The organism is Mesorhizobium bavaricum, assembly GCF_056781655.1.
Window position 1 is genome coordinate 2529275 of the sequence record NZ_CM165566.1, and the last position, 13563, is coordinate 2542837.

Sequence of the window (13563 nt, forward strand, 5' to 3'; positions counted from 1 at the left end):
AGGAGATAGAGCGGTTCTGCGTTTCCCTGAAACGATGAACCGCCCTAGAACTCAGCCACCTTGCCCCAGGCGGATGCTTCGAACCGTTCCGGACGATAGGGTATGGGATCCACCAGAGGGGGCGCGCCGGTTACGAGATCGGCGATCAGGTGGCCCGCGCCAGGGCCTATGCCGAAGCCGTGGCCGCTGAAGCCTGCTGCCAGGATGAAGCCAGGAAGCCCCTCGACCTCACCGATGGCAGGAACGCCGTCCGGCGTGCTGTCGATATAGCCGGCCCAACTGGCCGCGACTGGCACATTTTGCAGCGCCGGCAGCAACTGGCAGGCGCGCCGGTAGGTCTCCTGGATCAGCCGCTGGTTCGGGCTCGGGTCGAGAATGCGGTTGCGCTCCATCGGCGTCGGCGCGTCGAGCCGCCAGCGCGCCAGCGTCTCATGTGCGGCCCGCCATGCCTGCAAGGTACCGGGTGCGAGGCTGCGCCAGCGGCGGGCGAACATGGGCATGAATTCACGGGCGAAACGCAGCTGCTGCGGCGTCGGATCGAGGCTGCCGCGGCCGCTGATGGCCAAGGTATGGCCGCCGTCCCCGCGCCGGGTTACGGAGATATCGGCGGTGTGCAGCGCATCCGGCAGCCCCGACGGTCCAGGCGCAAGTGAGAGGATAGAGGAACGGACGGACGCCTGTGGAAAGCGTATGCCGAGCTGGCGGCAGAACGAAGAGGCCCACGCGCCCGCCGACAGCACCACGGTTCCGGTACGGATCGTGCCCGCTTCGGTGACCACGGCGCTGACGCGGCCCGCTTCGGTCTCGATGCCGCGCGCGGCGCACATCTGGTGGACGCTGCCGCCGGCCTTCAGGATGCCGCGCGCCACCACGGGTGCTGCGCGGGACGGGTCGGCTGTTCCGTCGGAGGGCGAAAAGACACCGCCCTTCCAGCGTTGGCCGGTGGCTTTTCCGTGCTCGTTCGCCTCGTTGGGGCTGAGCATACAAGTGGTCACGCCGGCGCCACGTGCGAAGTCGCGCCAGCGGGCCCAGCCTTCGATCTCGGCCTCGTTGTTGCTGAGATAGAGCAGTCCGCAGCGGCGAAAACCCGCCTCCTCGCCGGTTTCGGCGGCGAGCCGATCCCAGAGCGCCAGGCTTGCCGTGGCCATCGGCAGTTCCCGGGCGTCGCGGTTCTGCTGCCGGCACCAACCCCAGTTGCGGCTGGACTGTTCGGCGCCGATCCGGCCCTTTTCCAGCAAGGCCACCCGCATGCCGCGCCGGGCCAGGTAATATGCCGCGAAGGCGCCGACGATGCCGCCGCCGATCACCACCACATCGGCCGTTGCCGGCAAGGCAGGCGTCGTTTCGATATGCAGAAGCGGGGCAGGCATGTGAAATCTCCGGCAGCGGCGACCACTCTACCGCTCCGCGCCGGAGTACGATTGCCACAGATCGGCAGGCAGCAGCATTTCCTTTGGCCAGGGGCTCTGCCGACGGGGGATTCTGCTAGCGCATATCGAGCAATAGCACGCGGCAGCCCGACAAAATGCATAGAATGAAGACCTCAGGACACCGTACGAACTGTTCAAACGTGCGTTTGGGTGCAGGTTTCCTGGAATTGCCGGAAGCGGCGGCAGCCGTTTGTCCTTGCTCCTGCTTGGCTTCGGCATAATATGCTTCGATCAGATCCGCCGGCGCTGTGCCGAGCCTTTGCCTTGGACCCTGCATGAAACTCGACCGGATCGACATCAAGATCCTCTACGAACTGCAGAAGAACGGCCGCATCACCAATGTGGAACTGGCGGAGCTGGTCAATCTCTCGCCCAGCCCCTGCCTGATGCGGGTGAAGAAGCTGCAGGCCGAAGGCTATATCGTCCGCTATTCCGCCCAGATAGACATCGCCAAACTGGGACAGACACTCACCGTCTTCACCGAAGTCACGCTGAGGAACCATCGCCAGATCGACTTCGCGCGGTTCCTCGCCGCCGTTGAAAAGGTGGATTCGGTGGTCGAATGCCACCTCGTTTCCGGCGGCTATGACTATCTCTTGAAATTCGTCACTGCGGGAATCGCCGAATATCAGGCGATCATGGAACGGCTTACCGACATGGATATCGGCATCGACAAATACTTCAGCTTCGTCGTGCTGAAGTCGCCGATCGTCAAGAATTACATGCCGCTCAAGAGCCTGTTCCCGCTATAGCGCGTACCTCTCGGGTTTACGCCATGGCGGCGCGGACGTCCGGGTCTTCCAACGTCTGGTCGAGAGTCATCCGCGTGCGCTCGACGATGGCATCGATCTCGGCCTCCGTGCAGCAGAGCGGAGGGGCAAAGCCCAGCACGCCATTGCCGAAAGCCCGGATGATAAGCCCGTTGTCCCAGGCGCGGTCGAATATCCGGCGCGACGGACTGGCCGCCGGCGGCAGCGGGGTCTTGCGTTGCTTGTCGACGACCAGCTCGATCGCCGCCAGCATGCCGCGGCCGCGTACGTCGCCGACTAGTGGATGATCGGCGAGGCTTTCGAGGCCAGAAATCAGCTGGGCTCCCGCCTTGCGGCCGTTGTCCAGCAGGCCGCCTTCATAGAGCCGCAGAACCTCGAGGCCGACAGCTGCACTGACCGGGTGCGCGGAATAGGTATAGCCGTGGCCGACGGCGGTTTCGCCCGCGCCGTCCGCGATCGTGTCATAGACATGGTCGGACATGAAAACCGCGCCCATCGGCGCATAGCCCGAGGTCAGGCCCTTGGCGGTGGTCATCAGGTCCGGGACGATGTCGTCCTCGGAACAGGCAAACAACGGACCGGTGCGGCCGAAGCCGGTGATGACCTCGTCGGCGACGAACAGGATGTCCAGTTTGCTGCACAGGTCGCGCATCGCCTTCATCCAGCCCGGCGGCGGCACCAGCACGCCGCCCGATCCCTGGATCGGCTCGGCATAGAAGGCGGCCACGCGATCCTGGCCGAGCTCTTCCACCTTGTTGCGCAGTGCGGCGACCGAGGCGGCGATGATCGCCTGCGGATCGTTTCCCGCCGGATTGCGATAGGCATAGTGCGACGGAATTTTGTGCTGCCAGTCCAGCGGCACGCCGAAGCCGGCATGGAAGGCGGGCAGGGCGGTGAGACCGGCACCCACCGTCGACGAGCCATGGTAGCCCTGTTCGATCGATATGAACTGGTTCTTCCCCGGCATGCCCCGGGCATTCTGGTAGTAATGGATGAAACGGATCGTGCTATCGACGGCATCGGAGCCGCCTAGCGTGAAGTAGACGTGATTGAGGTCGCCCGGCGCTCGCTCGGCAAGTTCCGCCGCCAGCCGGATGGCGGGTTCGGAGCCGAGGCCGAAATAGCCGGTAGCGTAAGGCAGTTCGCGCAGCTGCCGGGTCGCCGCTTCGACGATGCTTTCCTGGCCATAGCCGGCGTTGACGCACCACAGGCCGGCAAAACCGTCGATCATCTGATGACCGGTCGCATCGGTGACGGTGGCGCCGGTGGCGGATTTCAGCACACGCACGCCGGCCCTTTCATGGCAGCGATAGGAGGCGACCGGATGCACCAGATGGGCGCGGTCGAGTTCGATCAGGGAATTGCTCAGCATGTCTTCCTCCGGGTTCAGCCAAGGGCCTGACTGGCCAGGGCAAAGGTCTGGACGCGCGGCGCCGGGCGGGCGGCGGTGCTGCCGCCCCTGCGCATGGCGACGCCGCCGCCGACACTGGCCAGGCCCTGGGCGGCAAGCCACGGCGACAGGCCCGAACTCTCTGATGTATCGACGCGCACCAGGGCGCCGGGGCTGGCCTCAAAGAGGAACGAGAGCAGGCTTCGGGCGTCGTCGGTCGTCTCGGCTACCACCGGCCCCGCGACCTTGCCCCGGCCGAAGACGCGCAGCGCCGCAAACCCGACTGGCTTTCCACCCTGGCGCAGAACGGCGAGGCGCGCCTGTTCGAACAGCAACCTGATCAGACCGCCGCGATCCATACCGCAGGCAGAGTGGTCCAGCTCCACGAGCGCGGCGACATCGTCCGCCGTCGCCCACTCGACATCTTTGCCGGCGAGGGCTTCGCCGGGCATGCCCTGATGCTGCACGATCTGGCCCGTCGCCCGGAAGCCGAGCTTTTCGTAAAGCGGCAGGCCTTCCCGTGTCGCCATCAGCCGGCATTCGCGGCCTTCACTCTGCTGCAGGGCGAAATCCATCAGCTTGCGCCCGATCCCCCGGCCGCGCATCGCCGCGTCGACAATCACCATGTTGATGGTGGCGGCCGCATCGCCATAGCGCGTGACCAGCGTGGTTCCCACGACCCGCTCACCTTCCAGCGCGACGATGCCGGTGCTGAGCGCCAGCATCATCGCCCAATCCTCCCGCCTGTGCGGCCAGCCCGCCTGGGACGACAGGGCCACCGCGCTGTCGAGATGCTCAGGGGCAAAAGCCACCAGTGTGATTTCGTCTGTCTGCATGGCCTCATTCCCGATGGTTCGTTGCCCCTGTGATAGACCCGACGGCAAAGAAGATCGTCCCGACGACGTGGAGGGCGCGGTATCTTCCGCCGTCCGTTACGGTGTTCGCCGCATCTTCTGCCGCAGGTCGACGACCGCAACGCTTGTCCGATCCCCAGGGGTGGTGAAGACGGCACAACTTTCCGCCATGGCGGCAACGATACGGAACTTTCTGCTTTCAATGGCTGCAATTGCGGTGATCGAACGGGGATGTCTCTGCCTATGATGACGCACAGGCCCGCACGGCAATCTGGCCCGCACGGCAATACGGAAGGACTTATCGCGACATGTCACAGTTCCGGCCCAAATACATCACCTTCGACTGCTATGGCACGCTCACCCATTTCCAGATGGCCGAGGCCGCTCAGAAGATCTACGGAGCTCAGCTCGACGCGCCGGGAATGGCGCAGTTCATCAAGAATTTCGCCGCCTTCCGGCTCGACGAAATCTTGGGCGACTGGAAGCCCTACAACGAAGTCCTTCACAACGCCGTCGAGCGCACCTGCCGCCGGAATGGCGTCACCTTCCGCGCCGAGGACGCGCGCGCCATCTACGACACGGTGCCCAGCTGGGGCCCGCATCCGGACGTGCCGGCCGGTCTGGCAAAGGTCGCCAAGGAAATCCCGCTGGTCATCCTGTCAAACGCGATGAACGAGCAGATCATGTCGAATGTGGAAAAGCTCGGTGCGCCCTTCCACGCCGTCTACACCGCCCAGCAGGCCAATGCCTACAAGCCACGCTTCCAGGCCTTCGAATACATGTTCGACATGCTGGGCTGCGGTCCGCAGGACGTGCTGCACTGCTCCTCTTCGTTCCGCTACGACCTGATGTCGGCTTATGATCTGGGCATCAAGCACAAGGTCTGGGTCAATCGCGGCCACGAGCCCGCCAACCCCTACTATGAATATACCGAGATCAAGGACATTTCGGGCCTGCCCGGCGTTGTCGGGCTCTGACGGGGTTTCCAGGATGAAGTTCGAGTCCTACTGGCACGACACCGCCCCGGTCTTCGGTGGAGCGGCCGAAGAATCGGCCGAGGGCCGCTATGACGTGGCCGTCATCGGCGGCGGCTTCACCGGCCTGGCGGCAGCGCGGCATCTGGCCAAGGCAGGCGCCAAGGTGGTCGTGCTGGAGGCGGGCCGTGTCGGCTGCGGTGCCTCGGGCCGCAACGGCGGTCATCTCAACAACGGCCTCGCCCATAGTTTCCTCGCCGCGAAGTCCGAACTCGGAACCGAGCGCGCCGTGGCGCTCTACCGCGCCTTCGACGATTCCGTCGATACGATCGAGCGCATCGTCGCGGAGGAGGGGATCGATTGCGACTTCCGCCGCGCGGGCAAGCTGAAGCTCGCCTCCAAGCCGGCGCATTTCGAGGCGATCGCCCGCAATTTCGAGGCCGTCAACCGCGAGGTCGATCCTGACACCGAACTGCTGACGGCGGCGGACCTGAAAAGCGAGATCGGCTCTACGGCCTTCCATGGCGCGATGCTGTCGAAGAAGAGTGCGATGATGCATATGGGGCGGTTCGTCTCGGGCATCGCTGGAGCCGCGGTGCGGCATGGCGCAACGATCTTCGAGAACACGCCGGTCACCGGTCACCGATCGGGCGCGGGCGGGCATGAACTGACGACGCCCGCCGGCATCATCAGCGCCGACAATGTGCTGTTGGCGACCGGCGCCTATACCACCAGTGCCTTTGGCTATTTCCGTCGCCGCATCGTGCCGGTCGGCAGTTTCATTATCGCCACAAGGCCGCTTTCTCCGGCTGAGATCGCGGCAACGGTGCCGGGCAACCGGACTTTCGTCACCTCGATGAATATCGGCAACTACTTTCGCCTGTCGCCGGACAACCGCCTGATCTTCGGTGGGCGGGCGCGATTTTCAGCCACTTCCGACCATAGGTCGGACGAGAAGAGCGGCGCGATCCTGCGCGCCAGCCTGGCGCAGATCTTCCCGCATCTGGCCAAGATTGAGATCGATTATTGCTGGGGTGGGCTGGTCGACCTGACAAAGGACCGGTTCCCGCGCGCCGGCTTCGCCGATGGTCTCTGGTTTGCCATGGGCTATTCCGGCCATGGCGCGCAGATGTCTACCCATATGGGGATCATCATGGCCGACGCCATCCTGGGAAAGGCCGATCGCAACCCGGTGGCGGGTCTTGCCTGGCCTGCGGTCCCCGGTCACTTCGGCAAGCCCTGGTTCCTGCCGATCGTCGGGCTCTACTACAAGGCCCTCGACCGCTTACAGTAGCGGTCGGCAGCCGACCTAGAGCGTTCGCCGTTTCACGGAAACAGCGAACCGCTCTATCTCTTCGTCTTGACGCAATTCCGCACGGAAAACCGTTTCACACTTTTCCTGGAATTGCTCTAGCCCAGCCCGCCGATGTGGAAGGTCTTCATTTCCAGATATTCCTCGATGCCGCATTGTGCGCCTTCGCGCCCGAGCCCCGACTGCTTGACGCCGCCAAAGGGTGCGACCTCGGTGGAAATCGCGCCGGTGTTCAGCCCCACCATTCCAAATTCCAGCGCCTCCGCCACCCGCCATGACCGCTTCAGGCTCTCAGTGTAGAAATAGGCGGCGAGACCGTAGGGAGTGCCGTTGGCAAGCGTGATGGCCTCGGCCTCGGTTTGGAAGCGGAACAGCGGCGCGACCGGGCCAAACGTTTCCTCGCCGGCCAGAAGCATGTCTGGCGTCGCATCGCCCAGCACCATCGGCGTCGCATATTGCCTGCCCTCAGGCATCGCGGGGGTCGTCGACAGCACGCGGGCGCCTTTGGCCAGCGCGTCGCTGACATGCCGGTCGATCTTGTCGATTGCCGCGGCGTTGATCATCGGTCCGATCTCGACGCCGGGTTCGGTGCCTGGCCCCACCCTCATCGCCGATACCCGCGCGGCGAGCTTGTCGGAGAAGGCGTCGTAGACGCCAGCCTGCACGAGGATGCGGTTGGAGCAGACGCAGGTCTGCCCGCCATTACGGAACTTCGACACGATGGCACCCTCGATGGCGAGGTCGAGATCGGCGTCGTCGAAGACGATGAACGGCGCGTTGCCGCCGAGTTCGAGGCTGAGGCGCTTGATGCTGTCGGCTGCGCCGCGCATCAGCAACGATCCGACGCGGGTCGAGCCGGTGAAGGAGATCTTGCGCACCGTTTCGTTGGCCATCAGTTCGGTGCCGATGTCCGCCGGCATGCCGGTGACGATGTTGATGACGCCGGCGGGAATGCCGGCGCGCTCCGCCAGGACGCCGAGCGCCAGCGCCGAGAACGGAGTGAATTCCGATGGCTTGACCACCACGGTGCAGCCCGCTGCCAGGGCAGGGGCAACCTTGCGGGTGATCATGGCATTGGGGAAGTTCCATGGCGTGATGATGGCGCAGACGCCGACCGGCTCCTTCAGCACCACGATGCGCCGATCCGGCGTCGGCGAGGGAATGGTGGTGCCGCCGATCCGCCGCGCCTCCTCAGCGAACCATTTGACGAAGGAAGCGCCGTAACGGATTTCGCCTGCTGCCTCGGCCAGCGGCTTGCCTTGCTCCAGCGTCAGGATGCGGGCGAGATCCTGCACATGCTCGATCATAAGACCGTGCCATGCTTCCAACAGCGCGGCGCGTTCGGCATGGGTCTTCGCACGCCAGGGACCGAAGGCCGCCTGCGCTGCTTCGATCGCCGCACGGGTTTCAGCCCCACTGACATCAGGGACCGAGCCGATCACTGCCTGGGTGGCGGGATCGCTCACGTCGACGCTGGCGCCCGAGGCCGCGTCTTGCCACGCCCCGGCGATCAGGCATTGCTGCCGGAACAGCCCCTTGTCCTTCAATTCCTTCATGTCGTTCCCTCCCGGCTCAGGCAAGCGCGGCCAGCACGGCCGTGGTGATCGTCTCCGTCCGGTCCTGGCCCGGCCGCGTGCCGATGCCGCGCGCAGTCGCGGCTTCGATCGCAGCCATGACCTTTGCCGCCGCGCCGTGTTCGCCCAGATGGCCGAGCATCATCGCCCCAGACCAGATTGCCGCGATCGGGTTGGCGATGCCGAGATGGGCGATATCGGGGGCCGAGCCGTGAACCGGTTCGAACATCGAAGGCGCGCTGCGATCCGGGTTGATGTTTGCGGAGGCGGCGAAGCCGAGGCCACCCTGGATCGCCGCGCCCAGATCGGTGAGGATGTCGCCGAACAGGTTGGAAGCGACAACGACATCGAGGCTGTCGGGCGCCATCACCATCCGCGCGGCCATGGCATCGATATGGTAGCTGGTGACGTGGACGTCGGGATATTCAGGGGCAAGGCGCGCCGTCACCTCGTCCCAGAACACCATCGAGTATTTCTGTGCGTTCGACTTGGTGACCGAAGCGAGTTTTCCTTTCCTCAACCGCGCCTGCTCGAAGCCAAAGCGCAGGATCCGCTCGACGCCCTTGCGTGTGAAGATCGAGGTCTCGACCGCGACTTCGTCGCCGGTTCCCTGGTGCACGCGGCCGCCGGCGCCGGAATATTCGCCCTCGGTGTTTTCACGGACGCAGAGTATGTCGAAGCTGGCGGCCTTCAGCGGCCCCTCGACCCCGGGCAGCAACCGGTGCGGCCGGATGTTGGCGTATTGCACGAACGCCTTGCGGATCGGCAGAAGCAGTCCGTGCAGCGACACCGCGTCCGGTACTTCCGCCGGCCAGCCGACCGCGCCGAGCAGGATTGCGTCGAAGCCGCGCAAGGTCTCGATCGCGTCTTCCGGCATCATCCGGCCGGTTTCCTTGTAGTAGGCGCAGGACCAGGGGAAGTGCTGGCCCTGTAGCGCGAAGCCGGAGCTGCCGGCCGCGGCCTCCAGCACCTGCCACGCCGCTTCGGTGACGCTCTTGCCGATGCCGTCACCGGGGATCAGCGCAATGGAATAGCTCTTCATATCCCGTCCCTCGATCTCAAAGGTCGATCAGCACGCTTTTGCTTTTGCGGTTCGCCAGATAGGCCTCGCGGCCAAGGTCCTTGCCGATGCCGGACCGTTTGTAGCCGCCGGTCGGCAGGATGTGGTCGCGGGATCGGTTGTAGCGGTTGACCCAGATGGTGCCGGCCTGGAGACGCTTAGTCACCCGGATGGCGCGGGATAGATCGCGGGTGAAGACACCGGCTGCGAGCCCATAGGTCTCGTGGTCGGCCAGCGCCAGCGCCTCCTCTTCCTCGACGAAGGTTTGCATGGTCAACACCGGCCCGAATATCTCTTCGATCACCGCCGGTGAGGACTGGCTGACACCGCTAATCAGCGTCGGCGCGTAGAAATAGCCCTCGCGGTCGAGCCGCTTGCCGCCAACCAGACATTCGGCGCCGGCATTGATGGCGGCCTGGACGATGGCGTCGATCCGGCCGAGCTGGCGCTCCGAGATGATGGGCGAATAGCGCGTCGCCTCGTCCCAGGTCGGGCCGGGGCGGATCGCCGCCATGTGCGCGGCGATGGCCTTTGCCAGCGGCTCCGCTATTGCCTCGGCCACGATCAACCGCGAACCTGCGACACAGGCCTGGCCGGCGTTCGACAGAATGCCTTGCGCGACGGCCGCCGCCGCGAGATCAAGGTCGGCATCGGCAAAGACCAGCTGCGGGCTCTTGCCGCCTAATTCCAGGGTCATCGGCTTGATGCCAGTACGGGCTATGTTCTGCATGATCGCGGCGCCGGCGGCGGTCGATCCGGTAAAGCTGATCTTGCCGATCTCCGGATGGCCGGTGATCGCGTTGCCGGTGGTCGGGCCGTCTCCCAGAACGATGTTGATGAGCCCAACCGGCAGGCCGGCCCGGACCGAGAGTTCGGCTATGTAGAGCGCCGAGAATGGGGTCATCTCCGAGGGCTTCAGCACCACGGCATTGCCCGCGGCCAGTGCCGGCGCCAGCTTCCAGCCGGCCATCGAAAGCGGGAAGTTCCACGGCGTGATCGCGCCGACGACGCCGTAGGGCTCGGTAAGGATCATTCCCAGGCTGGCGTCGGCGGTCGGCACCAGGTCGCCGCCTTCCTTGTCGGCGAACTCGGCGAAAAAGCGGATCTGCTCGGCCGTGATCGCGATATCGCCGTCGATCAACTGGCCGACGGGCCGGGTGGAGGCGACGGCCTCCAGCCGGGCCAGCGTCTCCGCCTCTGCCTCGATCAGGTCGGCCCAGCGCTGCAGGGCGCGGGTGCGTTCGCGCGGGCGCAGGCCTGCCCAGCCGCTGTCCTTGAGTGCGTGCTTGGCTGCGTTGACGGCCTGGTCGACCAATTCAACATCGGCCACCGGACAGTCCGCATAGGCCGCGCCGTCCGACGGGCGATGCATCGGCAGGACGCCGGCGGCGGGGATGAACCGTCCGCCGATGAAGTGGCCCTGCGGCAGCGCAAGTACGTCGGGATCGAAGCTGAGGGACATGGTGGCGCCTTGTCGTGAGGACAGGGCAACTCTAGCCGGCATCGACCCACAGTTTGCATCGACTGCGACGAGGCCTGCAATGGAATATCCTGTTTGATGCCGATTTTCAGCGCAATCTTCGGAGGTTCGGACCACTCTCGAGGCAGGTTCGCGGGGCGATCCGAGAGATCAGTCCGTCACGGTGACGTAGATCTTGCGCACGGTCTCGATCGTCCGCCATATCCCGGTAAAACCCGGTTTCATGACGAAGCTGTCGCCAGCACGGTAGGTGACGGTCTCGCCGCCGTCATCGGTCAGCTCGATCACGCCTTCGAGGATGTGGCAAAATTCGAAGCTCGTTCCCTTGATGGAACGCGTCTCGCCCGGGGTCGCCTCCCAGATGCCGGTGTGGATCGTGCCGTCGCGTGCGGTGTCCTGTGCCCAGGTCTTGAAAGAGGGATCGCCGGAGATCAGGCGATCGGGCAGGGCTTTCGATTCCCGGGGCGCGCCTTGCGGCTTCGGATCGATGGTCTTGAGCAGGGACATGGATTGCCTTTCTGGCGCGAGGGTCAGTAGCCCCGGTTGCGGTCGACGAGACCGACGGGGTCAAGTCCGGCTTCATGCCGGCGAATGTTGGCGACCACCGCTTTCGCCGCCGTCTGAGGTTGCGTGACACTGGCCACATGCGGGGTGAGCAGGATCTTGGGATGGCGCCAGAACGGATGGTCCGCCGGCAGCGGCTCGGGATCGGTCACGTCGATCACTGCGCCGGCAAGATGATCGCTGTCCAGCGCGGCCAGCAGCGCTGCGTGGTCGAGCTGCGGCCCGCGCCCGACATGCACGAGACTCGCCCCGGCGGGCAGGCTGGCGAACAGGCCGGCATCGAGGAAGCCGCGTGTCTCCGAGGTCAGCGGCAGCAGGCAGATCAGAATGTCGGTCTGCGAGAGGAACGTTTTCAGCCCCGATTGGCCGCTATGGCAGCGCACGCCGGGGATGTCGCGCGCCGACCGGCTCCAGCCCGACAGGGCAAAGCCGAAGGGCCGCAGCCGATCGAGCACGGCCGATGCCAGCATGCCAAGGCCGAGGACACCCACACGCCGCTCCGTTGCCTGCACGGCCGGGCGAGGCTGCCAGTCGCTGCGTGCCTGCTGGGCAAGATAGACCGGCAAGTCGCGATGGAGCGCCAGCACGGCGAGGGCGGCGTATTCCTGCATCATGCGGATGATGCCTTCCTCGACCATCCGCACCAGCCTAACTTTCGCGCGCAGGAGGTCGGCGCGGAACTGATCCACGCCGGCACCCATCGAGAACAGCACTTCCAGATTGGGAAAACTGCCGAGATTCTCTGGCGCCGACCAGGTCAGGAGATAGCGCACCTCGGTCTTGTCGATCGCCGCAGGGTCGGCGGCAAAACGCAGCGCCGGCAATTCCCGGGCGAATTCGTCGGCGAAGATCCGGACCCGCTCGGGATCGGAATTGATCAGGAAGGCCATTCAGGTCTCCAAGGCAAGGCAATGATTGAGCTTGGCCCGCCGCGCGCCGCAGGATGCGTTGAAGCCGCTTGGCCTGACGGCAGATCACGCCGAAATTCACCGCGGCCGGGCAGCAGGTTTCAGGAGCGAAGCTGCTCGCCCAGATCTTCGATCATCCGCAGGCAGGCAGCCATCTCGCCGATCTCGATATATTCGTCCGGGCGGTGCGCGCGTGCGATGTCGCCCGGCCCGCAGATGATCGCCTCGACTCCCGCAGCCTGATACAGCCCCGCCTCGGTGCCATAGCTGACCGCGGCAAGCGGCTCGTGCCCGGTCAGGTCCCGCAGCAGGCTGGCAAGCGGCGCTCCGGTGGCGAGCGAGAGCGCCGGATATTCGCTCAGAAGGTCCCAGCTGACATCAAACCCTTGGGCGGTGAGCGCTGCCGCGGCTGCTTGAATGGGAGCCAGCAATGCGGCGGGCGAGACACCGGCAATGGCCCGCGCCTCGATTTCGGCGACGCAGAAGTCCGGAATGATGTTCAGCGCCTGTCCGCCGCCAATTACGCCGATCTGGAGCGAGGAATAGGGAGGCGCGAAGCTCGCGTCCAAAGGTCCGGCCTTGAGCGCCTCGGCGCTCTGCACGGCTTCGGTCAGGACCGCAGCCATGGCGTGGATCGCGTTCAGCCCCTGATCGGGCCTCGAGGAGTGGCCCGAACGGCCGCGAATTTCGATCCGAGCCGCAGCCTTGCCCTTGTGGGCACGGATTGCGCGCATGCCACTCGGCTCGCCGACGATGCAGCCTTGCGGCTTCGTGCAGAGCTGAGGCAGGGCGTCGATCAGATGGCGCACGCCGCGACAGCCAGCTTCCTCGTCATAGGAGAAAGCGAGGTGGATGGGTCGGACAAGAGGACGGGCGGCCAGCGCCGGCAGGGCGGCCAGCACGCAGGCCAGGAAGCCTTTCATGTCGCTTGTACCGCGTCCGTAGAGCCGCTCGCCCTCGGTGCGCAGCGTGAACGGATTGGTTGTCCAGCCCGGCTCGCCGGCCGGGACCACATCCATGTGACCGGACAAGATGAACCCCGGCACCTCTGCCGGGCCGATCGTGGCGAACAGGTTCGCCCGGTCGCCCTCCGGCCCGGGGAGGATCGTGACCTTCGCGCCGCAGCCTTCGGCATAGTTGGCGATCCACTCGACGATCGCTTGGTTGGGCTGGCCGACGACCGAGGCAAAGGCAACAAGCCGGGCAAGGATTTCCTCGGCCGTCATGTCGCTATCTCGCGGTGTCGG

General features: G+C 65.3%; 12 protein-coding genes. 3 read left to right on the forward strand and 9 right to left on the reverse strand.

Going from position 1 to position 13563, the window contains the following annotated elements:
* Positions 1–44: 44 nt before the first annotated feature.
* Positions 45–1370: an NAD(P)/FAD-dependent oxidoreductase gene (locus tag AC1RZR_RS12220; protein ID WP_477269991.1), complete on the reverse strand. Its 1326-nt coding sequence runs from the start codon at positions 1368–1370 to the stop codon at positions 45–47.
* 335 nt (positions 1371–1705) lie between these two features.
* Between AC1RZR_RS12220 and AC1RZR_RS12225 the strand changes: the two genes are divergently transcribed.
* Positions 1706–2182, forward strand: coding sequence for an Lrp/AsnC family transcriptional regulator (locus AC1RZR_RS12225; RefSeq protein WP_111548027.1), 477 nt, complete (start codon positions 1706–1708; stop codon positions 2180–2182).
* Between the two features lie 16 nt (positions 2183–2198).
* On the opposite strand, the gene AC1RZR_RS12230 is transcribed toward AC1RZR_RS12225, so the two are convergent.
* Together AC1RZR_RS12230 and AC1RZR_RS12235 are read right to left on the reverse strand one after the other, a co-directional pair.
* Positions 2199–3572: an aspartate aminotransferase family protein gene (locus tag AC1RZR_RS12230; RefSeq protein ID WP_477269994.1), complete on the reverse strand. Its 1374-nt coding sequence runs from the start codon at positions 3570–3572 to the stop codon at positions 2199–2201.
* Between the two features lie 14 nt (positions 3573–3586).
* Positions 3587–4426 carry a GNAT family N-acetyltransferase gene (locus tag AC1RZR_RS12235; protein WP_477269996.1) on the reverse strand — a complete coding sequence of 280 codons (840 nt, stop codon included), beginning with the start codon at positions 4424–4426 and terminating at the stop codon, positions 3587–3589.
* Between the two features lie 326 nt (positions 4427–4752).
* Between AC1RZR_RS12235 and AC1RZR_RS12240 the strand changes: the two genes are divergently transcribed.
* On the forward strand, positions 4753–5421 hold the full coding sequence (locus tag AC1RZR_RS12240; RefSeq protein WP_481828565.1) for a haloacid dehalogenase type II: 669 nt from the start codon (positions 4753–4755) through the stop codon (positions 5419–5421).
* Positions 5422–5434: 13 nt separating this feature from the next.
* Complete coding sequence (locus AC1RZR_RS12245) at positions 5435–6712, forward strand: NAD(P)/FAD-dependent oxidoreductase (RefSeq protein ID WP_481828566.1); 1278 nt, start codon at positions 5435–5437, stop codon at positions 6710–6712.
* Between the two features lie 116 nt (positions 6713–6828).
* Here AC1RZR_RS12245 and AC1RZR_RS12250 read toward each other — a convergent pair whose 3' ends face one another.
* The 6 genes from AC1RZR_RS12250 to argE all read right to left on the reverse strand — a co-directional run bounded on the left by AC1RZR_RS12250 (position 6829) and on the right by argE (position 13542).
* Positions 6829–8286 carry an NAD-dependent succinate-semialdehyde dehydrogenase gene (locus AC1RZR_RS12250; protein ID WP_477270002.1) on the reverse strand — a complete coding sequence of 486 codons (1458 nt, stop codon included), beginning with the start codon at positions 8284–8286 and terminating at the stop codon, positions 6829–6831.
* A gap of 16 nt (positions 8287–8302) precedes the next feature.
* The gene (locus tag AC1RZR_RS12255) at positions 8303–9346 is read right to left on the reverse strand and encodes a tartrate dehydrogenase (protein ID WP_477270004.1); all 1044 of its coding nucleotides are present in this window, start codon (positions 9344–9346) and stop codon (positions 8303–8305) included.
* A gap of 16 nt (positions 9347–9362) precedes the next feature.
* Positions 9363–10826, reverse strand: a complete 1464-nt coding sequence (locus AC1RZR_RS12260; protein ID WP_477270006.1) for an aldehyde dehydrogenase family protein — start codon at positions 10824–10826, stop codon at positions 9363–9365.
* 168 nt (positions 10827–10994) lie between these two features.
* The gene (locus tag AC1RZR_RS12265; RefSeq protein WP_477270008.1) at positions 10995–11351 is read right to left on the reverse strand and encodes a cupin domain-containing protein; all 357 of its coding nucleotides are present in this window, start codon (positions 11349–11351) and stop codon (positions 10995–10997) included.
* A 23-nt stretch (positions 11352–11374) separates the two neighbouring features.
* Positions 11375–12298 carry a 2-hydroxyacid dehydrogenase gene (locus AC1RZR_RS12270; protein WP_481828567.1) on the reverse strand — a complete coding sequence of 308 codons (924 nt, stop codon included), beginning with the start codon at positions 12296–12298 and terminating at the stop codon, positions 11375–11377.
* A gap of 119 nt (positions 12299–12417) precedes the next feature.
* Positions 12418–13542 (reverse strand): acetylornithine deacetylase, encoded by a 1125-nt coding sequence (argE, locus tag AC1RZR_RS12275; RefSeq protein ID WP_477270012.1) that lies wholly within the window; start codon positions 13540–13542, stop codon positions 12418–12420.
* Between the last annotated feature and the right edge of the window lie 21 nt (positions 13543–13563).

What these genes read in the sequence shown, in the direction of transcription:
- AC1RZR_RS12220 (WP_477269991.1), bottom strand. Translation starts at nt 1,370, where the DNA reads ATGCCTGCCCCGCTTCTGCATATCGAAACGACGCCTGCCTTGCCGGCA.
- AC1RZR_RS12225 (WP_111548027.1), top strand. Translation starts at nt 1,706, where the DNA reads ATGAAACTCGACCGGATCGACATCAAGATCCTCTACGAACTGCAGAAG.
- AC1RZR_RS12230 (WP_477269994.1), bottom strand. Translation starts at nt 3,572, where the DNA reads ATGCTGAGCAATTCCCTGATCGAACTCGACCGCGCCCATCTGGTGCAT.
- AC1RZR_RS12235 (WP_477269996.1), bottom strand. Translation starts at nt 4,426, where the DNA reads ATGCAGACAGACGAAATCACACTGGTGGCTTTTGCCCCTGAGCATCTC.
- AC1RZR_RS12240 (WP_481828565.1), top strand. Translation starts at nt 4,753, where the DNA reads ATGTCACAGTTCCGGCCCAAATACATCACCTTCGACTGCTATGGCACG.
- AC1RZR_RS12245 (WP_481828566.1), top strand. Translation starts at nt 5,435, where the DNA reads ATGAAGTTCGAGTCCTACTGGCACGACACCGCCCCGGTCTTCGGTGGA.
- AC1RZR_RS12250 (WP_477270002.1), bottom strand. Translation starts at nt 8,286, where the DNA reads ATGAAGGAATTGAAGGACAAGGGGCTGTTCCGGCAGCAATGCCTGATC.
- AC1RZR_RS12255 (WP_477270004.1), bottom strand. Translation starts at nt 9,346, where the DNA reads ATGAAGAGCTATTCCATTGCGCTGATCCCCGGTGACGGCATCGGCAAG.
- AC1RZR_RS12260 (WP_477270006.1), bottom strand. Translation starts at nt 10,826, where the DNA reads ATGTCCCTCAGCTTCGATCCCGACGTACTTGCGCTGCCGCAGGGCCAC.
- AC1RZR_RS12265 (WP_477270008.1), bottom strand. Translation starts at nt 11,351, where the DNA reads ATGTCCCTGCTCAAGACCATCGATCCGAAGCCGCAAGGCGCGCCCCGG.
- AC1RZR_RS12270 (WP_481828567.1), bottom strand. Translation starts at nt 12,298, where the DNA reads ATGGCCTTCCTGATCAATTCCGATCCCGAGCGGGTCCGGATCTTCGCC.
- argE (WP_477270012.1), bottom strand. Translation starts at nt 13,542, where the DNA reads ATGACGGCCGAGGAAATCCTTGCCCGGCTTGTTGCCTTTGCCTCGGTC.